This is a genomic window from Planotetraspora kaengkrachanensis, assembly GCF_016862895.1.
GTDB lineage: Bacteria > Actinomycetota > Actinomycetes > Streptosporangiales > Streptosporangiaceae > Planotetraspora > Planotetraspora kaengkrachanensis.
Map to the genome: position 1 here is coordinate 244,854 of NZ_BONV01000001.1, position 18,666 is coordinate 263,519.

At 70.9% G+C, this 18,666-nt stretch carries 18 protein-coding genes; 5 read left to right on the forward strand and 13 right to left on the reverse strand.

Annotated elements, in window-relative coordinates; genetic code table 11:
* Positions 1 to 125: 125 nt before the first annotated feature.
* The 8 genes from pyrF to pyrR are packed head-to-tail and all read right to left on the reverse strand — an operon-like array spanning position 126 to position 9,918.
* Complete coding sequence (pyrF, locus tag Pka01_RS01100) at positions 126 to 833, reverse strand: orotidine-5'-phosphate decarboxylase (protein WP_203880609.1); 708 nt, start codon at positions 831 to 833, stop codon at positions 126 to 128.
* Complete coding sequence (locus Pka01_RS01105) at positions 830 to 1,804, reverse strand: dihydroorotate dehydrogenase (RefSeq protein WP_203880922.1); 975 nt, start codon at positions 1,802 to 1,804, stop codon at positions 830 to 832. The genes pyrF and Pka01_RS01105 overlap by 4 nt, the downstream gene beginning before the upstream one ends.
* Before the next feature lie 21 nt (positions 1,805 to 1,825).
* Positions 1,826 to 2,683 carry a dihydroorotate dehydrogenase electron transfer subunit gene (locus Pka01_RS01110; RefSeq protein ID WP_239114616.1) on the reverse strand — a complete coding sequence of 286 codons (858 nt, stop codon included), beginning with the start codon at positions 2,681 to 2,683 and terminating at the stop codon, positions 1,826 to 1,828.
* Between the two features lie 14 nt (positions 2,684 to 2,697).
* Entirely contained in the window at positions 2,698 to 5,976 is a 3,279-nt protein-coding gene (gene carB / locus Pka01_RS01115; RefSeq protein ID WP_203880610.1) for a carbamoyl-phosphate synthase large subunit, read from the reverse strand.
* A complete protein-coding gene (gene carA, locus Pka01_RS01120; RefSeq protein WP_203880611.1) occupies positions 5,969 to 7,096 on the reverse strand; it encodes a glutamine-hydrolyzing carbamoyl-phosphate synthase small subunit in 1,128 nt (375 codons plus the stop codon). Before carA ends, carB begins: the two co-directional genes overlap by 8 nt.
* Positions 7,093 to 8,394, reverse strand: coding sequence for a dihydroorotase (locus Pka01_RS01125; RefSeq protein WP_203880612.1), 1,302 nt, complete (start codon positions 8,392 to 8,394; stop codon positions 7,093 to 7,095). The genes carA and Pka01_RS01125 overlap by 4 nt, the downstream gene beginning before the upstream one ends.
* Positions 8,395 to 8,431: 37 nt before the next feature.
* Positions 8,432 to 9,364 carry an aspartate carbamoyltransferase catalytic subunit gene (locus Pka01_RS01130; protein ID WP_203880613.1) on the reverse strand — a complete coding sequence of 311 codons (933 nt, stop codon included), beginning with the start codon at positions 9,362 to 9,364 and terminating at the stop codon, positions 8,432 to 8,434.
* Positions 9,361 to 9,918 (reverse strand): bifunctional pyr operon transcriptional regulator/uracil phosphoribosyltransferase PyrR, encoded by a 558-nt coding sequence (gene pyrR, locus Pka01_RS01135; RefSeq protein ID WP_203880614.1) that lies wholly within the window; start codon positions 9,916 to 9,918, stop codon positions 9,361 to 9,363. Before pyrR ends, Pka01_RS01130 begins: the two co-directional genes overlap by 4 nt.
* Positions 9,919 to 10,321: 403 nt before the next feature.
* Between pyrR and bldD the strand changes: the two genes are divergently transcribed.
* Together bldD and Pka01_RS01145 are read left to right on the forward strand one after the other, a co-directional pair.
* Complete coding sequence (bldD, locus tag Pka01_RS01140; RefSeq protein ID WP_203880615.1) at positions 10,322 to 10,816, forward strand: transcriptional regulator BldD; 495 nt, start codon at positions 10,322 to 10,324, stop codon at positions 10,814 to 10,816.
* Between the two features lie 276 nt (positions 10,817 to 11,092).
* Entirely contained in the window at positions 11,093 to 12,337 is a 1,245-nt protein-coding gene (locus Pka01_RS01145; RefSeq protein ID WP_203880616.1) for an arginine deiminase, read from the forward strand.
* A gap of 34 nt (positions 12,338 to 12,371) precedes the next feature.
* Here Pka01_RS01145 and Pka01_RS01150 read toward each other — a convergent pair whose 3' ends face one another.
* Both Pka01_RS01150 and Pka01_RS01155 read right to left on the reverse strand, forming a co-directional pair.
* Positions 12,372 to 12,806 carry an SAV_6107 family HEPN domain-containing protein gene (locus Pka01_RS01150; RefSeq protein ID WP_203880617.1) on the reverse strand — a complete coding sequence of 145 codons (435 nt, stop codon included), beginning with the start codon at positions 12,804 to 12,806 and terminating at the stop codon, positions 12,372 to 12,374.
* A 432-nt stretch (positions 12,807 to 13,238) separates the two neighbouring features.
* On the reverse strand, positions 13,239 to 14,078 hold the full coding sequence (locus tag Pka01_RS01155; protein ID WP_203880618.1) for a L,D-transpeptidase family protein: 840 nt from the start codon (positions 14,076 to 14,078) through the stop codon (positions 13,239 to 13,241).
* A gap of 129 nt (positions 14,079 to 14,207) precedes the next feature.
* On the opposite strand from Pka01_RS01155, the gene Pka01_RS01160 reads away from it, so the two are divergent.
* Complete coding sequence (locus Pka01_RS01160; RefSeq protein WP_239114617.1) at positions 14,208 to 14,684, forward strand: YbaK/EbsC family protein; 477 nt, start codon at positions 14,208 to 14,210, stop codon at positions 14,682 to 14,684.
* 110 nt (positions 14,685 to 14,794) lie between these two features.
* A complete protein-coding gene (locus tag Pka01_RS01165; protein ID WP_239114618.1) occupies positions 14,795 to 15,346 on the forward strand; it encodes a GNAT family N-acetyltransferase in 552 nt (183 codons plus the stop codon).
* A gap of 10 nt (positions 15,347 to 15,356) precedes the next feature.
* Here the strand turns inward: Pka01_RS01165 and metF are convergent, their stop codons facing one another.
* A complete protein-coding gene (metF, locus tag Pka01_RS01170) occupies positions 15,357 to 16,286 on the reverse strand; it encodes a methylenetetrahydrofolate reductase [NAD(P)H] (protein ID WP_203880619.1) in 930 nt (309 codons plus the stop codon).
* 147 nt (positions 16,287 to 16,433) lie between these two features.
* Between metF and Pka01_RS01175 the strand changes: the two genes are divergently transcribed.
* Positions 16,434 to 17,501, forward strand: coding sequence for a polyprenyl synthetase family protein (locus Pka01_RS01175; RefSeq protein ID WP_203880620.1), 1,068 nt, complete (start codon positions 16,434 to 16,436; stop codon positions 17,499 to 17,501).
* Positions 17,502 to 17,609: 108 nt separating this feature from the next.
* On the opposite strand, the gene thiE is transcribed toward Pka01_RS01175, so the two are convergent.
* On the reverse strand, positions 17,610 to 18,263 hold the full coding sequence (thiE, locus tag Pka01_RS01180) for a thiamine phosphate synthase (protein ID WP_203880965.1): 654 nt from the start codon (positions 18,261 to 18,263) through the stop codon (positions 17,610 to 17,612).
* A 28-nt stretch (positions 18,264 to 18,291) separates the two neighbouring features.
* A complete protein-coding gene (locus tag Pka01_RS01185; RefSeq protein WP_203880621.1) occupies positions 18,292 to 18,666 on the reverse strand; it encodes an Rv2175c family DNA-binding protein in 375 nt (124 codons plus the stop codon).

Sequence of the window (18,666 nt, forward strand, 5' to 3'; positions counted from 1 at the left end):
CGGGAGTCTCACCGGCCCGCGCGGCGCGACGCCTCGGAGCCGCGCCGCACCCGCCTCAGAGGCCTCCATGGCTGCCGCGCCGAGCCCGCCTCAGAAGGCTCCATGGCTGCCGCGCCGAGCCCGCCTCAGAAGGCTCCGTGGCTTACGCGCCGCAATGCCGCGGCGATGCCCGCAGCGGCCGCTCCAGGGTCCGCCGAGCCGGTGATCGGGCGGCCGATGACAAGAAGATCGGCCCCCTGGCTCAGGGCCTCCTCCGGAGTCGCTACTCTTGCCTGATCCTGAGTGTCGGCACCGGCGGGCCGCACACCCGGGGTGATGAGCGTGATGCCCGGCCCCACCTCCGCGCGCACCGCGGCGACCTCGCGCGGCGAGCAGACGAGGGCCTGCGCGCCCGCGCCGACCGCGATCGCCGCCAACCGGCGCGTCGCGTCGACGGGTGCGCCCTCGACACCGATCCGGGCGAGATCGGCCTCGGACAGCGACGTGAGAAGTGTCACGGCCGCGATCTGGGTGTTCGGCGCCGCCTCGACGGCGGCCTTGATCATCGCGGGCCCGCCGGACGCGTGGACGGTGAGGATGGCCGGCTTCAGCCTGCCGACCGCGCGCGCGGCGCCCGCCACGGTGTTCGGGATGTCGTGGAGCTTGAGATCGAGGAAGACCTGGACCCCGCTCGCCCCGCGCACCGAGGCGATCACGTCGGGGCCGTAGCGCAGGTAGAGCTCGAGCCCCACCTTCACCGTCGACACGTGTGGCGTCACCAGGGCCGCCCAGCGGGCGGCGGTCTCCAGGTCGGGCGCGTCCAGCGCGACGGCTATGGGAGCGGACGTCGTCACAGAGAACTCTCTTCCAGATCGGTTCTGCCCCGGGGACCTGACCCCGGGGGATGGTGGGCAAGTCCGACGGCGTCCGCGAGACGGTCGAAGCCGCGCTCCGTGAGAAGCTCCTCAAGCTCCCTCTGGATGCGGGGGCAGGCGTACGGGTCATGGAACAGCGCCGAGCCCACAGCGACCGCGCAGGCCCCCGCCAGGACGAACTCCAGCGCGTCCCTGCCGCTCGTCACGCCGCCCATTCCGATGATGGGCACCCCGGGCAGCGCCGCGTGGACCTGCCAGACGCAGCGCACGGCGATGGGCCGGATCGCGGGACCCGACAGTCCTCCGGTGCCCGCGGCGAGCGCGGGCCGCATGCTGTCCACGTCCACGCTCATGCCGACCGGAGTGTTGATCATGGCGAGGGCGTCCGCGCCCCCGTCGACGCACGAGCGCGCGACGGCCACGATGTCGGCCACGTCGGAGGCGAGCTTGGCGATCACCGGGACGTCGTACCGCGTCGCCGCCCGGACCGAGGCCACCACCTCGGCCGCCGACGACCCGTCGCGGGCGAACACCCTGCCGCGGTCCTCGATGTTCGGGCACGACAGGTTGACCTCGACGGCCGTGACGCCCGGCGCGTCGGCGAGGCGGCGCGCCAGCGCCGTGTACTCGGCCACGGTGCCGCCGCCGATGGACACGACGGTGCGCGCGCCCCGCTCGGCGAGCCACGGCAGCTCCTGCGTCAGGAAGGCCTCGACGCCGGGGCCCTGGAGGCCCACGGCGTTCAGCAGGCCCGACGGCGTCTCCGCCATGCGCGGCGTGGGACGGCCGGCCCGCGGCGCCATCGTGATCGAACGGGTGACGAAGGCGCCGAGCCGTGTGACGTCGAAGAACTGCGCCAGCTCCCGGCCCGTTCCTCCGCATCCGGAGGCGGTCAGCACGGGGTTGGGCAGTTCGACGTGGGCGATGTAGCTACGGAGGTCGGCTCCTATCGCCGCTCACCCCACCCGTGCTCACACATGGCGTCCCCCCGGCGCGCCCAGAGCGTCGAACGGGATGGTGCCGACGTCCTCGAACCGGACGCGCTCCCCCCGGAAGACCGGCCCGTCGGTGCAGGCCCTGACCATGCGGGTCACCCCGTCGTCGCCGATCACCGGCAGCACGCAGGTCATGCACACGCCGATGCCGCACGCCATGGCCTCCTCGACGGCCACCTGGACCGGGATGTCGAACTCGACCGCGACCGCCGTCACCCCCTGCAACATCGCCATCGGGCCGCACGCGTAGACCACGTCGGCCCTCGTGTCGGCGATCACCCCGGGAAGCACGTCGGTGACCTTTCCGCGCATGCCGATCGAGCCGTCCTCGGTGGTCAGCGTGGTGGTCTCCCCCATGCGGCGGGCCCTGAGCGCGCCGAAGACCCGGTCGGCGCTCGGCGCGCCGAGCACGAAGTCGATCCGGCACCCGCGCTGCTGCAGCGCGTCGGCCAGGGCGAACAGCGAGGCCGAGCCGTACTCGCCGCCTACCAGCACGCAGGTGCAGGGGTCTCGGGGCAGCGGGAACGGCCGGCCGAGCGGTCCGACCAGGTCGAGGGTGTCCCGCGCGCGCAGGTCGGCCAGCCAGGCCGTGCCGGGGCCGCGCACGGTGAACACCAGCTCCACCGTGCCACCGTAGTCCGGCTTGACGTCGTGGATGGCGAAGGCCCGCCGAGTCAGCATGGACGTGCTCGGGCCGCCGACCGCCACGCCGACGAAGTGGCCGGGACGGGTCCGGTCGGCGACGCCCGGCGCGACGACCGTGAGCGCATGGTAGGCGTCCACCCGGCGCGTCGTCAGCACCGTTCCCGTCACCTGCACCGGACTAGCCGCCACCGGCCGTTCCTCCCCTACTCTTTGAGCCTCCGCGCGTGCTCCTGGAGTGACCGTACGCCCACGTCGCCCCTGACGATGTGCTGGATGCCCTGAACGGCCGCGGCGAGCCCCTGCACCGTCGTGATGCAGGCGATGCCGCGCAGCACGGCGGCGGTGCGGATCTCGTAGCCGTCGAGCCGCGGGCCGGACTGCCCCGGGCTGCCGAACGGCGTGTTGACGATGAGATCCACCTCGCCGTCGTGGATCCGCCGCACGATCGTCGGCTCACCGTCGGGACCGGTCCCGTCGCTCTGCTTGCGCACGATCTTGGCACGTACGCCGTTACGGCGCAGCACCTCTGCCGTACCCTCCGTCGCCAGGATCTCGAACCCGAGGTCTGCGAGCGCCTTCACGGGGAAGATGACGGCCCGTTTGTCCTTGTTCGCCACCGAGACGAAGGCCCGCCCCTTGGTCGGCAGCGGCCCGTAGGCCGCCGTCTGCGACTTGGCGAACGCCGTGCCGAAGAACTCGTCGATGCCCATCACCTCTCCGGTGGAGCGCATCTCCGGGCCCAGCACGGTGTCCACGCCGCGGAAGCGGTTGAACGGCAGCACGGCCTCCTTGACGGCGATCGGCGCGTCCAGGGGCAGCGTGCCGCCGTCGCCGGTGGCCGGCAGCATGCCCTCCTCCCGGAGTTCCGCGATCGTCGCGCCCAGCATGACCCGCGCCGCGGCCTTGGCGAGCGGCACGGCCGTCGCCTTCGACACGAACGGCACCGTACGGCTGGCCCGCGGGTTGGCCTCCAGGACATAGAGGACCCCGGCGGCCATGGCGTACTGCACGTTGAGCAGCCCGCGGACGCCCACACCCCGGGCGATGGCCTCGGTGGCGGCGCGGATCCGCTTGATGTCGAAGCCGCCCAGCGTGATCGGCGGCAGGGCGCACGCCGAGTCGCCGGAGTGGATGCCGGCCTCCTCGATGTGCTCCATGACGCCGCCGAGGTAGAGCTCCTCGCCGTCGAACAGGGCGTCGACGTCGATCTCGATGGCGTCGTCGAGGAACCTGTCGATGAGGACCGGGTGGTCGGTCGCCGCCTTGGACATGTAGGTCCGCAGGGTGTCGTCGTCGTAGACGATCGCCATGCCGGCCCCGCCCAGGACGTACGACGGCCTGACCAGCACGGGGTAGCCGATCTCCGCCGCGACGGCCTGCGCGTCGGCCACGGTCCTCGCGGTGCCGAACTTGGGCGCGGGCAGCCCGGCCTCGGCGAGCACCTGCCCGAACGCGCCGCGCTCCTCGGCCAGGTGGATGGACTCCGGCGACGTGCCGACCACCGGCACTCCGGCGTCCTTGAGCGCCTGGGCGAGGCCCAGGGGGGTCTGCCCGCCGAGCTGGACGATGACGCCGACGACCGGGCCCGTCTCCTGCTCCGCGTGCACGACCTCCAGCACGTCCTCCAGCGTGAGCGGCTCGAAGTAGAGCCGGTCGGAGGTGTCGTAGTCGGTCGAGACCGTCTCGGGGTTGCAGTTGACCATGACGGTCTCGTAACCGGCCCTGGCCAGCTCGAAGGAGGCGTGGACGCAGGCGTAGTCGAACTCGATGCCCTGGCCGATCCGGTTGGGCCCGCTCCCGAGGATGATCACCTTGGGGCGGTCGCCGTACGGGACCTCGGTCTCCTCGTCGTAGGTGGAGTAGAGGTACGGCGTGCGCGCCGCGAACTCGGCGGCGCAGGTGTCCACCGTGTTGTACACGGGCCGCAGGCCGAGCCCGTGCCGCGAGGCCCGGACGGAGGCCTCGTCCGAGCCGACGATCTCGGCGATCTGGGCGTCGCTGAAGCCGTGCTGCTTGGCCGTGGCGAGGGTCTCCCCGTCGAGGCCGCGGATCGAGCGGGCCACCTCGTCGATCGCGAAGAGCTGGTCGACGAACCAGGGGTCGATCCGCGTCGCCTCGAAGAGCTGCTCGGGGGTCGCCCCGGCGCGGATGGCCTGCTGCATCGTGCGCAGCCTGCCGTCATGCGGCGTACGGCAGGCGCCGAGCAGCTCGGACAGATCGCCGGGCTCTCCCGCCCAGGTGAAGGACGAGTCCTTCTTCTCCAGCGATCTCAGGGCCTTCTGGAGCGCCTCGGGGAACGACCGGCCGATGGCCATGACCTCGCCGACCGACTTCATGTGGGTCGTCAGGGTCTGGTCGGCCCCGGCGAACTTCTCGAACGCGAACCGCGGCACCTTGACGACGATGTAGTCCAGGGAGGGCTCGAACGACGCCGGCGTCTCCTTGGTGATGTCGTTGGGCACCTCGTCGAGCGTGTAGCCGATGGCCAGCTTCGCCGCGATCTTCGCGATCGGGAAGCCGGTGGCCTTCGACGCCAGGGCCGAGGACCGGGAGACCCGCGGGTTCATCTCGATGACGATCATGCGCCCGGTGGCCGGGTCGACCGCGAACTGGATGTTGCAGCCCCCGGTGTCGACGCCGACCTCGCGGATGACCGCGATCGCGACGTCGCGCATGTTCTGGTACTCGCGGTCGGTGAGCGTCAGGGCCGGCGCCACGGTCACGCTGTCGCCGGTGTGGACGCCCATCGGGTCGATGTTCTCGATCGAGCACACGATCACGACGTTGTCGCGGCGGTCGCGCATGACCTCGAGTTCGTACTCCTTCCAGCCGAGGATGGACTCCTCCAGGAGCACCTCGGTGGTCGGGGACGCGTCGAGCCCGGCTCCGGCGATGCGGCGCAGGTCGGTCTCGTCGTGGGCGAACCCCGAGCCGACCCCGCCCATGGTGAAGGAGGGCCGCACGACGACCGGGTAACCCAGCTCCTGCGCGCCGCGGAGGCACTCGTCCATGGTGTGGCAGACGACGCTGCGGGCGGACTCGGCGTTGAGGCCCCGCTCGGCCGCGACCTTGGCGACGATCTCCTTGAACCGCTCGCGGTTCTCCCCCGCCTGGATGGCGTCGAAGTTGGCGCCGATCAGCTCGACGCCGTACTTGTCCAGCACGCCCGCCTCGTGCAGCGCGACCGCCGCGTTCAGCGCGGTCTGGCCGCCCAGGGTGGGCAGCAGCGCGTCGGGCCGCTCCTTGGCGATGATCTTCTCGATGATGTCCGGCGTGATCGGCTCGACGTAGGTGGCGTCGGCGAACTCCGGGTCCGTCATGATCGTGGCCGGGTTGCTGTTGACCAGGATCACCCGGAAGCCCTCGGCCCGCAGGACGCGGCACGCCTGCGTGCCCGAGTAGTCGAACTCGCACGCCTGCCCGATGACGATCGGCCCGGAGCCGATCACCATGATCGACCTGATGTCCGTGCGCTTAGGCACTGTGGGCCCCCATCTTGCTTCTCATCACGTCGCAGAACTCGTCGAACAGGTAGGCCGCGTCGTGCGGCCCGGCCGCGGCCTCGGGGTGGTACTGGACGCTGAACGCCGGCCGGTCGAGCAGCCGCAACCCCTCGACGCATCCGTCGTTGAGGTTGACGTGGCTCACCTCGGCCTGGCCGTACGGCGTGTCGAAGGGCCCGTCCAGCGGAGCCTGTACGGCGAAGCCGTGGTTGTGCGCCGAGATCTCGACCTTGCCGGTGCGCCGGTCCTGAACGGGCTGGTTGACCCCGCGGTGGCCGTAGCGCAGCTTGTAGGTGCCCAGGCCGAGCGCGCGGCCGAGGATCTGGTTGCCGAAGCAGATGCCGAAGAAGGGCACGCCCGCCCCGAGCACGCCGCGCAGTGCCTCGACGGCGTGGTCGGCCGTCGCGGGGTCGCCGGGGCCGTTGGAGAAGAAGACTCCGTCGGGCTCGAGGGCGAGGATGTCGGCCGCCGTCGAACTCGCGGGGAGCACGTGCACCTCGCAGCCGCGTTCGGCCATCCGCTCCGGCGTCATCGCCTTGATTCCGAGGTCGACCGCGGCCACGCGGAACCGGCGGGGCCCGCGCGCCTCGACGACGTACGGCTGCGCGGTGCTGACCTCCTCGGCCAGGTCGGCCCCCTCCATGCTCGGCGAGAGCCGTACCCGCTCGACCAGCTCCGCGACCGGCGCGAGGGCCGCCTCGCCGGAGAAGACGCCCGCGCGCATGGCGCCGCGTTCGCGCAGGTGGCGGGTGAGCGCACGGGTGCCCCGCATGGCGATGCCGACGACGCCCTGGTCGCGCAGGTAGTCGTCGAGCGTCCGGGTGGACCGCCAGTTCGACGGGATGCGGGACGGCTCGCGCACGACGTATCCGGCGACCCACACCCTCCCGGACTCGGGGTCGTCCTCGTTGACGCCGGTGTTGCCGATGTGCGGTGCGGTCATCGCGACGATCTGCCGGTGGTACGACGGGTCGGTCAGGGTCTCCTGGTAACCGGTCATGCCGGTGTTGAAGACCATCTCACCGAACGTCTCCCCCACGGCTCCGTAGGGCTTCCCCTCGAAGACGCGCCCGTCCTCGAGCACGAGCAGAGCGGTCATACGAGCTTCCCTTCGAGAACGGTCGGACGGCCGCGCAGGAACGTGGCCACGACCCGGCCCGGCAGCGTCATGCCCTCATAGGGCGTGTTGCGGCTGCGGGAGGCCATCGCCGACGGGTCCACGAGGGCCCGCGGCGAGGGGTCGTACAGGGTGATGTTGGCGGGGGCCCCGGCCTCGATGGGGAGGCCGTGGCCGGCGAGGCGGCCGATCCGCGCCGGACGCGCGGACATGCGGTCGGCGACGCCCGCCCAGTCGAGCAGGCCGGTGTCGACCATGGCTTCCTGGACGACCTGCAGGGCGGTCTCCAGGCCGATCATCCCCATGGCCGCCACGCCCCACTCGGTCTCCTTGTCCTCGACCGGGTGCGGGGCGTGGTCGGTGGCGACGCAGTCGATCGTGCCGTCGGCCAGCGCCTCGCGCAGCGCCCGCACGTCCTCCTCCGTCCGCAGCGGCGGGTTCACCTTGTAGATCGGGTTGTACGGCCCGACCGGCGAGGACTCCGCGCAGGAGTCGGTGAGCAGGAGGTGGTGCGGGGTGACCTCGGCGGTGACGTCCCAGCCCTTCGACTTGGCCCAGCGGAGAATCTCCACGGACCCGGCGGTGGAGACGTGGCACACGTGCAGGCGGGAGCCGACGTGCGCGGCGAGGAGGCAGTCGCGGGCGATGATCGCCTCCTCGGCGACCGCCGGCCAGCCGTTCAGGCCCAGCCTGCCGGAGACCTCGCCCTCGTTGAGCTGGGCGCCCTCCGTCAGCCTGGGCTCTTGGGCGTGCTGGGCCACGACCCCGTCGAACGCCTTGACGTATTCGAGCGCGCGGCGCATCAGCACGGCGTCGGAGACGCACTTGCCGTCGTCGGAGAAGACGCGGACGCGGGCGGCCGAGTCGGCCATCGCGCCCAGCTCGGCGAGCCGCCTGCCCTCAAGGCCCGAGGTCACGGCGCCGACCGGCTGGACGTCGCAGTGACCGTATTCCTGGCCGAGCCGCCAGACCTGTTCGACGACGCCTGCGGTGTCGGCGACCGGTGAGGTGTTGGCCATGGCGTGGACGGCGGTGTATCCGCCGCGGGCCGCCGCCTGGGTGCCGGTCTCGACGGTCTCGGCGTCCTCCCTGCCCGGCTCGCGCAGGTGGGTGTGCAGGTCGACGAGGCCCGGCAGCGCGACCAGGCCGGCGGCGTCGACGGTGAGTTCGGCGGCCGTTCCGGCGAGGTCGCCGATCTCCGCGATCACGCCGTCCCGCACGAGGATGTCGGCAGGGTCGCCGCCGAGGATCGCGGCGCCCTTGATGAGGATGGTGTTCACAGGTCTCCCTCGATGTCGCCCGGCGTGTTCGGGGTGCTCACGCGGTGCCCCCGATCGCGGGCTCGGAACCGCCCAGCAGCAGGTAGAGGACGGCCATGCGGACCGTCACGCCGTTGCCGACCTGTTCCACGATGGTCGACCGGGGCGAGTCCGCGACCTCGGCCGAGATCTCCATGCCCCGGTTCATCGGGCCGGGGTGCATGACGATGGCGTCGTCGTGCAGCCGGGCGAACCGGTCGCGGTCGAGGCCGTAGCGGCGGCTGTACTCCCTCGCCGAGGGGAAGTAGGAGGCGTTCATCCGCTCAAGCTGGACGCGCAGCATCATCACGACGTCCGCCTTGGGCAGCACGGCGTCGAGGTCGTAGGACACCTGGCACGGCCAGGTCTCGACCGACACCGGCAGCAGCGTGGGCGGCGCGACGAGGGTCACCTCGGCGCCGAGCGTGTGCAGGAGCAGCACGTTGGACCTGGCGACCCTGCTGTGCAGGACGTCGCCGACCACGGCGACCTTGAGCCCCTCCAGCCGGCCCAGTCTCCGCCGCATGCTGTACGCGTCGAGCAGCGCCTGGGTCGGGTGCTCGTGGGTGCCGTCGCCGGCGTTCACCACGCTGCCGCGGACCCAGGTCGCGAGGCGGTGGGGCGCGCCGGATGCGCCGTGCCTGATGACGACGGCGTCGGCGCCCATGGCCTCGAGGGTGAGCGCGGTGTCCTTGAGCGACTCGCCCTTGGACACGCTCGACCCCTTGGCCGAGAAGTTGATCACGTCGGCGGACAGGCGCTTGGCCGCGGCCTCGAACGAGATCCGGGTGCGGGTGGAGTCCTCGTAGAAGAGGTTGACCACCGTGCGGCCGCGCAGCGTCGGCAGCTTCTTGATCGACCGGTCGGAGACCCTCGCAAGCTCCTCCGCGGTGTCGAGCACGAGCAGCGCGTCGTCGCGGGAGAGCTCGCCCGCCGAGATCAGGTGCCTCATCGGGCCTCCTCCTTGATGAGCAGGACGGCGTCGCGGCCGTCGGTCTCCTCCAGATAGACCTTGACCTTCTCCGCCTTGGAGGTCGGCAGGTTCTTGCCCACGTAGTCGGCGCGGATGGGCAGCTCGCGGTGGCCGCGGTCGACGAGCGTGGCGAGCTGGACGGCCCGGGGCCGGCCCACGTCGTTGAGCGCGTCGAGCGCGGCGCGCACCGTCCGGCCGGAGTAGAGGACGTCGTCGACGAGCACGACGGTCCTGCCGTCTATCCCGTCGGGCGGCAGCTCGGTGCGGCCGAGCGGGCGTGCGGGACGCAGACGCAGGTCGTCGCGGTACATCGTGATGTCGAGGGAACCGACCGGGACCTTGAGCCCCTCGAACTGGGCGATGCGATCGGCGAGCCGGCGGGCCAGCGTCGCGCCGCGTGTGGGGATGCCCAGCAGGACGACGCTTTCCGCGCCCTTGGTGCGCTCGAGGATCTCGTGCGCGATGCGGGTGAGAGCCCGATGGATGTCGGGGCCCTCCAGCACGGCGTGTGCCTGGTTCTGGACGTCGGACATCGAAAAGTCACCACCTTTCCCGCCTCACGGGACGGGTCTTAAAAGGGTGTTCAGCCCGTTCAGGCTACCAGGGCGGCTTCAGACGCCCTCTCGCCAGGGACGATGTACGGAACCAACCGTCTCGTCGCCTACGGTGGAGTGGTCCGAAACTCCCTGGCTGCGGCACGTGTCGGGGATTTCGGCCAGAACACTGTTTCGCGCTCTTTTTTCCAATCGGCTTGACCTTTGACAGTGGCGGCTTTACCGTCACTGTCCGTAACCACAACTCGCGACCTTCCTGGGTAAAACCCGACGCAATGGTCACCGATGGTGCCTGGCTCAGGCGCAACCCCGGTGTTCGGCACGCTCGGGCCGAGGACGCAGAATCAAGTGAGAACAGACATAGAAAGCCGGGGGCCATCCAATGCCGTCTGACTACGCCAAGTCCCTGGGCGCACGACTCCGCGCCATCCGCACCCAGCAGGGGTTGTCCCTGCACGGGGTCGAGGAGAAGTCGCGCGGCCGGTGGAAGGCCGTCGTCGTGGGCTCCTACGAGCGTGGCGACCGTGCTGTGACGGTTCAGAAGCTCGCCGAGCTCGCCGACTTCTACGGGGTGCCCGTTTCCGAGTTGCTCCCCGGAGGCGCCGCGCCCAGCCCGCTTGCGCCGGCGCCGAAGCTTGTCATCGACCTTGAGCGGCTCTCACAGCTGCCGAAGGAGAAGGCCGGGCCGCTCGCCCGTTACGCCGCGACCATCCAGAGCCAGCGTGGCGACTACAACGGCAAGGTGCTGTCGATCCGCCAGGAGGATCTGCGCTCGCTCGCCGTCATCTATGACAAGTCGCCGGTCGAGCTGACCGAGGAGTTCATCAGCTGGGGCGTGCTCGACGCGGAGGCCCGCCGGGCCGTCGAGTCCTTCTGACCCGGCCCCGTCCGCCTCTGCTCCGGAGAGGCGGGCGGCCGGTGTTCCGGAGACGGGCACTCGGGACCTGCCGCGAAGTCGATCGTCCGGGCCGTGGCGGCTCGGACGCATGCCGCCCTGCGCTTGGCGTAGTCGCAGGCCGGACGCGAACGCCGTCCCGCGCTTGGCATGGTCGCAGGTGAGCGGCCGCGCGGCGCATCGGTCCCCCCGGACGACCGGCGGACCGCCCCCGGTCCGTTGCGGAGATTGACCCGATAAACGAAGATATGACGGGAAATGGCCTTTCATGTCGGCTCTGAGGTCGGGCGGCTCCGCCAGGTCCTCGTGCACATCCCCGAACTGGCGCTGAGGCGGCTCACCCCCTCCAACAAGGACGACCTGCTCTTCGACGACGTGCTCTGGGTGGAGCGCGCGCTGGAGGAGCACCAGGAGTGGCGCGAGGCCCTCGCGGCGCGCGGCGTCCAGGTCCGGCTGCTCGGCGACCTCATCGAGGAGACCATCGCCGTCCCCGAGGCCAGGAAGCACATCCTCGACGGCACTGTGGACGAGCGCTGGTTCGGCCCCCTCGCCGCCGACGCGATCAGGAACTCCCTCGACGCCCTCGACGCGGCGACGCTCGCGCCCTTCCTGACCGGCGGGATCACCAAGCGCGAGATCATGGAACTCGGCTGCGATCCGAAGTCGATCGCGTTCCACACCATGAAGGCCGACGACTTCGTCCTCCCTCCGCTGCCCAACCACATGTTCACGCGCGACACCTCGTGCTGGGTGTACGACGGCGTGTCCATCAACGCCATGCGCAAGAAGGCGCGAAGGCGGGAGACGGTGAACTACGAGGCCGTCTACCGCTGGCATCCCGCGTTCGCCCCGGGCTTCGACCGGCCGGAGCAGGGCGGCTTCCATGTCTGGTGCCACGGCACCCGGACCGCTCCGGCGACCATCGAGGGCGGCGACGTCCTGGTGCTCGGCCGCGGCGTCGTGCTGGTGGGGATGAGCGAGCGCACGCAGCCTCAGGCGGTCGAGATGCTGGCCACGAGCCTGTTCGCCGCCGGCTCGGCCACCAGGATCGTGGCGCTGGACATGCCGAAGGCCAGGGCCTTCATGCATCTCGACACGGTGATGACCAACGTCGACGTGGGGGTGTTCACCAAGTACGCCGGGCTCGGCATGCTCCCGTCGTACACGATCGAGCCGGGGGACAACGAGAAGGAGCTCAAGGTCACCGACCATGCCCCTGAGGAGATGCACCAGGCCATCGCGCGGGCACTCGACCTGGACGACATCAAGATCCTGACGCCGGCGCAGGATGTGCGCTCAGCCGAGCGGGAGCAGTGGGACGACGGGTGCAACGTGCTGGCGCTGGAGCCGGGTGTCGTCATGGCCTACGAGCGAAACACCACGACCAACGACTACCTGCGCGGGAACGGAATCGAGGTCATCACGATCCGGGGCAGCGAACTCGGCCGTGGAAGGGGCGGCCCGCGCTGCATGAGCTGTCCGCTCGAACGCGACGCCGTCTGAGCCATCGCGCCCGGACGCCGCCGTGCGGGGGTCCCTACCCGGCCATCGGCAGGGCCGGCTGGCCGGGGACTCCCAGGATTGCCTCGACCTCGCCGACGAACCGGTCGGCCTCGGTGATGAGTTCCTCGGCGTCCCGGGGCGTCACTACCCGGATCATGCCGGCCTCGGCCGCCGCCCGCTTGGTCGCGCTGACCGCGAAGTAGGCCGCCCAGTCCGCGAGCTTGGGCTCCGCCTCCGGCAGCAGCTCCCAGGCACTGCGCAGGCGCCGCTTCCTGCCGTCCATCGGCCGGGGCCGCGCCGCGAGGATGGCCGCGGCCGCCCGGAGGGCCGCCAGGTGGGCCGAGACGTACCTGTCGGCGGGTGTGCGCCCCACGGTCGCGTCCGCCAGGCACGTCCTGGCATCGCCGAGATGCGTCAGGACGGTCTGCGAGACCCTGGGCCCGCTCCGCTCTTCGATCTGTCCAGTCATGCCCGCCTCCTCGAGTCGTGGCAGCCGGCGGTGATCGCCGGTGAGATCACAGTTACAGATCCCACTGACAATTCCGCCGAGGTCAGCAATCTCCGATGACGACATGGAATTCCCGAGCACCGCGGGCACTCCCGAGGCCGGCCGGACGAGGAGCTTCCCCTCTCCCCGTCCGGCCCACGCCGCGGGCCGTGCCGCGTTCGTCTCCGCCGACGACGAAGGCACGGGTCCAACGGGGTGGGCGCGAGCCGCGAGTCTCACGCCCACTACATCGAACATAGATTCGATAGCGGTGCATGTCAAGGATGAGAGCGAACACGCATTCGATTTCCCCCGCCGAACACACTGGTCCGGGGACGGCGAAGGCCCCGCGCGAGGTCGCGCGAGGCCTCGGTTCCTGTCGGCGGTCGCCGACCCTAAGAGCCGGGACCGCACTCAGCGGACGAACTTGCCGCGGACGTGGACGGGCACGCCCTTGCCCAGCAGACCGGGCAGGATCTGCGCGACGGGCATGGGGAGCCGCACGCACCCGTGGGACGCGGGGTACAGCGGGACCGACGTCGCGCCGTGCAGCGCGATTCCGCCGTTGAAGAAGATCGGGTTGTACAGGGACCCCAGGTAGGACGTGTGCCAGCCCTTCACGCGCCACGTCGTCTTGTAGTTGCCCGTGGGCGTCCTGGCGCTCCCGGAGAACTTCTGCCGCTTCCCGTTCCACACGACCCACTCGGTGTACGGAATCCCGCTGCCGGAGGAGATGTGCGAGATCAGCGTCCGCTTGCCGCCGCGGTACAACACCATGATCTGCTTGGTGAGGTTGATCTCGACCCTGGTCGGCTTACCCTTGGGCACCAGGACCTTGGGCGTCTTCGGCTTCTCCAGCGCGTTCCACGTCTTCGACGCCACCGTGCTGGTGGGCTTGATGCCCTGGACCTTCTGGAAGGCCCAGACGGCGGCGCGGGTGCCCGAGCCGTAGACGCCGTCGACCTTCCCCGGCACGTAGCCGAGCTGCTTGAGCCTCTTCTGCAGCGTCTTGACCGCCGCGCCCTTGGCGCCGTACTTGAGCGTCTTCGACGGCGCCGTGAAGGCGGGCGCCGTCGTCAGCGCGCTCCCCTGGAGCGCGGTTCCCAGCTGCGAGGCGGTCGTCCCCGCCTGCACGGCGGTGATCCGCGTCGTGTCCGTCCGCGCCCGCGCGGCCCCGGACAGACCGCCCGCCATCAGCGTCACGGCCCCCACCGTGACCAGTGCGGCGGCGGCCAGCTTCCGTCGTCCCCTCATAGGGACCAACCTCTCGTTCGGACCAAATTGGATCGAGGGATCCTCTGGGTATGGTGGGTGCGTCCCATCGCGGGATCAAGTGACGACAACGGATCGCTTATGCCCACTCACCGTGTTTAGAGTGACCGCGTGCCAGAAAAGTTGCATCCCAACGTCGCCCGCGTGGCCGAAGCGCTCCGTTCGCACGGAATCGAGAGCGAGATCGTGGTTTTGGCGGACAGCGCGCCCACGGCCGCCACGGCGGCCGCCCAGCTCGGCTGCGAGATCGGGGCGATCGCGAACAGCCTGATCTTCAACGCGGACGACGCCCCCCTGCTCGTGCTCACCAGCGGTGCCCACCGCGTGAACACCGACCTGGTCGCGGGTCTCGTGGGGGCGCGGAAGGTGCGGCGGGCCACTCCTGAGTTCGTCAGGGAGCACACCGGCCAGCCGATCGGCGGCGTCGCGCCGATCGGGCATCCCGCTCCGGTCCGCACGCTGGTCGACACCTGGCTCGACGAGCACGAGACCGTCTGGGCGGCCGCGGGGCACCCGCACACGGTCTTCCCCACGACGTACGGCGAGCTCCTCAAGATCACCGGAGGCGCGGCGGCAGAGGTCGGGTGAGCCGCGGGCGTCGTAGATGGACACGGCTGGCCCGGGGAGCCGCGGAAGAATCCGCCTGCCACTCCTCACCGGCGGGAGCCGGGCGCGTCGTCTTTGCTAGGGTCCGGAAAGTGATCCAACTCCGACGCGTAGGGCCCGACCGGTTCGTCGCGGCACTCGACACGGTGCTGACGATCTACGCCGCGGCCATGCGTCCCCCGCCGGATCAGCTCCCCGGCCGCCTCGCCATCATGCGCAACCACGCGACGTATCCCGACTTCGTGTGCATGCTCGCGGAGGCGCCGGAGATCGTCGGGTTCGCCTACGGCTTTCACGGCACGCCCGGGCAGTGGTGGCACGACGTCGTCCGCCGCGCCCTGCGCGACCGGGCGGGCGACCGGATCGCGGAGCAGTGGTTCGGGGACGCCCTGGAGATCGCGGAGGTCCACGTCCACCCCGATCATCAGGGCAAGGGCATCGGCCGACGGATGATCCACGGGCTCTGTGAAGGCCGCGGCGAGCGCACGGCCGTGTTGTCCACCCACGACGCGCCGACGGCCGCCCGCCACCTCTACCGCGACGTCGGCTTCGCCGACCTCATGACGCAGTTCGTCTTCCCCGGCGGCTACGAGGACTACGCCATCGCCGGTGCCGCGCTGCCCCTGCCGCCGCCGGTCGGGTGAGACCCGCCGGTCAGTGCCGTACGGCCGCGCCTGCCGGGGACAGCGCCTGGAACACCTCGCGCGTGGCGCTCGACCGGTTGAAGGTGATGAAGTGGATGCCCGGCGCCCCTTCGTCGAGGAGGGTCCGGCACAGCTCGGCGGCGTGCTCGATGCCCAGGCGGCGAACGGCGACGGGATCGTCGGCGACCGCCTCGAAGCGCGCGGCCACCTTGGCCGGGAACGGCGCGCCCGACAGCTGTTCCGACCGTGCGATGGTGCTCATCTGGGTGACCGGCATGATGCCGGGGATGATCGGCGTGTCACAGCCCGCCGCCGCGACCCGGTCACGCAGGCGCAGGTAGTCCTCGGCCCTGAAGAACATCTGCGTGATCGCGTAGTCAGCGCCCGCCCGGCACTTCTGGACGAAGTACTCGGTGTCGGACTCGATCGTCGCCGACCGCGGGTGCTTGTAGGGGAAGGCGGCCACACCGACGCAGAAGTCGCCCGCCTGGCGGATCAGCCGGACCAGTTCCTCGGCGTACAGCACGCCCTCAGGATGCTTGATCCAGTCGCTCAGGGGGTCCGCCCCGCGTGGGTCTCCACGTACGGCGAGGATGTTGCGGACGCCGGCGTCGGCGAACCTGCCGATCAGGTGGCGCAGCTCGCGGATGGAGTGGTCGACCGCCGTGAAGTGGGCGACCGGCGTGAGCGTCGTCTCGTGCGCGAGCCGCTCGACGATGTCCACCGTGCGGTCACGGGTGGAACCGCCGGCGCCGTAGGTCACCGACACGAACGTGGGGCGCAACGCCTCCAGCTCACGGATCGCCCGCCACAGCTGACGCTCGCCCTCGTCGGTCTTCGGAGGGAAGAACTCGAACGAGAACGACCGCTCGCCCGCGGCCAGCAGCTCGCGGACCGTCGGAACTCGTTCGGGAAGCCTTGACGGAAGACCGAGAGCCATGGGCCCAACGTTACAGGTCGCGTCAACCCGGGCCGACGCTCAAGGCCCCGCCCCGAGGGCACGCACGGTGCGGTATCCATCACACAACAGTGGCACCAGGAGCATCTCCAGATAGGACGTTGGATCAACCGCGGTTACCCTCGAAGCATGACCGCTTCCGCCGCCCCTTTCGACCTCATTCGCCCGGAGGTGGACCGTTCTCTGCGCATGTTCGTCGAAAGGCAGCGCCCCCTGTTCGCCGACCCTCAGCTGGCCGTCCTGCTGAACACGGCGGAGGACTTCCTCGCGGGCGGGAAGCGGCTCCGGCCGGCCTTCTGTTACTGGGGCTGGCGGGCCGCCGGCGGCGGGGACGACCCCGCGCTGCACGCCGCCGCCGCCTCACTCGAGCTCCTGCAGGCGAGCGCGCTCATCCACGACGACGTGATGGACTCCAGCGACGTGCGCCGCGGCATGCCCGCCGTCCACCGCAAGTTCGAGCAGATTCACCGGCAGGCGGGGTGGCACGGATCCGCGGAGCAGTTCGGGGAGGGCGCCGCCGTCCTGCTGGGCAACCTGCTCCTCATCTGGGCCGGGGAGATGTGGCGCAACAGCGGCATGGGGCCCGAGGCGCTCGCGGCGGCCCAGCCGGTACACGAGCAGATGCTGACCGAGCTCATGTCCGGGCAGTATCTCGATCTGCTGGAACAGGCCCAGGGAGAGAGCACCCTCGACGGCGCGCTCCGCGTCGCCCTCTACAAGAGCGGCAAATACTCCGTCGAACAGCCGCTCCGGCTGGGCCTCGTGCTCGCCGCCCAGGCCCAGCACCCGTGGATCGACAGGCTCTGCGTCCAGTACGGCCAGCAGGTGGGCATCGCGTTCCAGCTCCGCGACGACATCCTCGGCGTCTTCGGCGACCCCACGGAGACGGGCAAGCCCGCGGGGGACGACCTGCGTGAGGGCAAGCGGACCATCCTGATCGCCCGGGCCCTGTCGGTGGCCTCCCCCGCCCAGGCGGAGACCGTGCACGCCCTGCTCGGGGATCCGCTGCTCGACGCCGACGGGGTCGAGCGGCTCCGTTCGGTGATCGTGGACACCGGTGCCCTGTCGGCGTGCGAGGAGATGATCAAGCGGTTCCTCGACGACGCGCTCCACGCGCTCGACCAGGCCCCCATCGACGAGAGCGCCCGGACGGCTCTCGCGGCCCTCGCCGTGGCGGCCACGTCCCGGCGGACCTGAGAACACCGGCCGGGAGCCGGCGCCGGAACCGGTCGCGGCCACGGGGCCGGGCGCACGCATGCCCCGGGCGGCCGACCACGCCCGGGCTTCGGCGGAGGTCCCGCCTGGTCAGAGCGGAAACGCGGTGAGCCGTGCCCGCAGTTCGGCCGCCGCCGCCCGGGGGTCGTCGGCCTCGGTGATCGCCCTCACCACGACGGCGCGGCGCACGCCGTACGACATGACCTCGTCGATCGTGTCTGGTCCGATCCCGCCGATGCCGAACCAGGGCCGGCTGACGCCGAGATCGGCGGCGTGCTTGAGCAGGGCGGGCCCGGGCGCGGGGCGGCCGGGCTTGGTCGGCGTGGGCCAGATGGGACCGCAGCAGAAGTAGTCGACGCCGGGCTGCACCGCCGCGGCGGCGGCCTCCTCCACTGAGTGCGTGGACCGGCCGATCATGATGTCGGGCCCGAGGATGTCCCGCGCGAGTTCGACGGGCAGGTCGTCCTGGCCCAGGTGAAGGATGTCCGGGCGGGCGGCGTGGGCGATGTCCGCCCGGTCGTTCACCGCCAGGAGCGCACCGTGCCTGTCGCAGGCCGCACGGAAGACACCGAGCAGTTCGAGCTCCTCACGCGCCTCCAGTCCCTTGTCTCGCAACTGGACGATGTCCACTCCGCCTGCCAGGGCCGCGTCGAGGAAGTCCTCGAGATCGCCGCGGTCCTTCCTGGCATCGGTGCAGAGATAGAGCCTGGCATGCGCGAGTCGCTCTCGCCGGGTGTCGGTCACCCGACCACAATGCCACGGGCCGCCGGGATCAGAATCCCAGCGCCTGCGCCCTCCGCTTGACCTCGGTGTGCCGTCCCGCGACGACCGCGTCGATCGGCGAACCGGGGAGCGACGGGTCCGGCGTGAACAGCCACCGAATCGCCTCGACATCGGTGTAGCCCGCGTCGGACAGAACGGTCAGCGTGCCGGGAAGCCCCTTGAGGACGTCCCCGTCCGCCAGGAACACGGCCGGGATGTTCGGTTCGCCGCCGTTTCTGCGGGCGCCGACGAGCTTCTTGTCCTTCAGAAGCTGCTTGGCCCGCCCGATGGACAGCCCCAGCCTGTCCGCGACCTTGGAAAGGGGGAGCCACTCCCCCACCAGCCGGTCGGTCTCCACGTCGATCTGCGCAACAGTAAGCGTCAC

What these genes read in the sequence shown, in the direction of transcription:
- Pka01_RS01130 (WP_203880613.1), bottom strand. Translation starts at nt 9,364, where the DNA reads ATGAGGCACCTGATCTCGGCGGGCGAGCTCTCCCGCGACGACGCGCTG.
- Pka01_RS01155 (WP_203880618.1), bottom strand. Translation starts at nt 14,078, where the DNA reads ATGAGGGGACGACGGAAGCTGGCCGCCGCCGCACTGGTCACGGTGGGG.
- pyrR (WP_203880614.1), bottom strand. Translation starts at nt 9,918, where the DNA reads ATGTCCGACGTCCAGAACCAGGCACACGCCGTGCTGGAGGGCCCCGAC.
- Pka01_RS01150 (WP_203880617.1), bottom strand. Translation starts at nt 12,806, where the DNA reads ATGACTGGACAGATCGAAGAGCGGAGCGGGCCCAGGGTCTCGCAGACC.
- Pka01_RS01145 (WP_203880616.1), top strand. Translation starts at nt 11,093, where the DNA reads ATGGCCTTTCATGTCGGCTCTGAGGTCGGGCGGCTCCGCCAGGTCCTC.
- bldD (WP_203880615.1), top strand. Translation starts at nt 10,322, where the DNA reads ATGCCGTCTGACTACGCCAAGTCCCTGGGCGCACGACTCCGCGCCATC.
- metF (WP_203880619.1), bottom strand. Translation starts at nt 16,286, where the DNA reads ATGGCTCTCGGTCTTCCGTCAAGGCTTCCCGAACGAGTTCCGACGGTC.
- carA (WP_203880611.1), bottom strand. Translation starts at nt 7,096, where the DNA reads ATGACCGCTCTGCTCGTGCTCGAGGACGGGCGCGTCTTCGAGGGGAAG.
- Pka01_RS01175 (WP_203880620.1), top strand. Translation starts at nt 16,434, where the DNA reads ATGACCGCTTCCGCCGCCCCTTTCGACCTCATTCGCCCGGAGGTGGAC.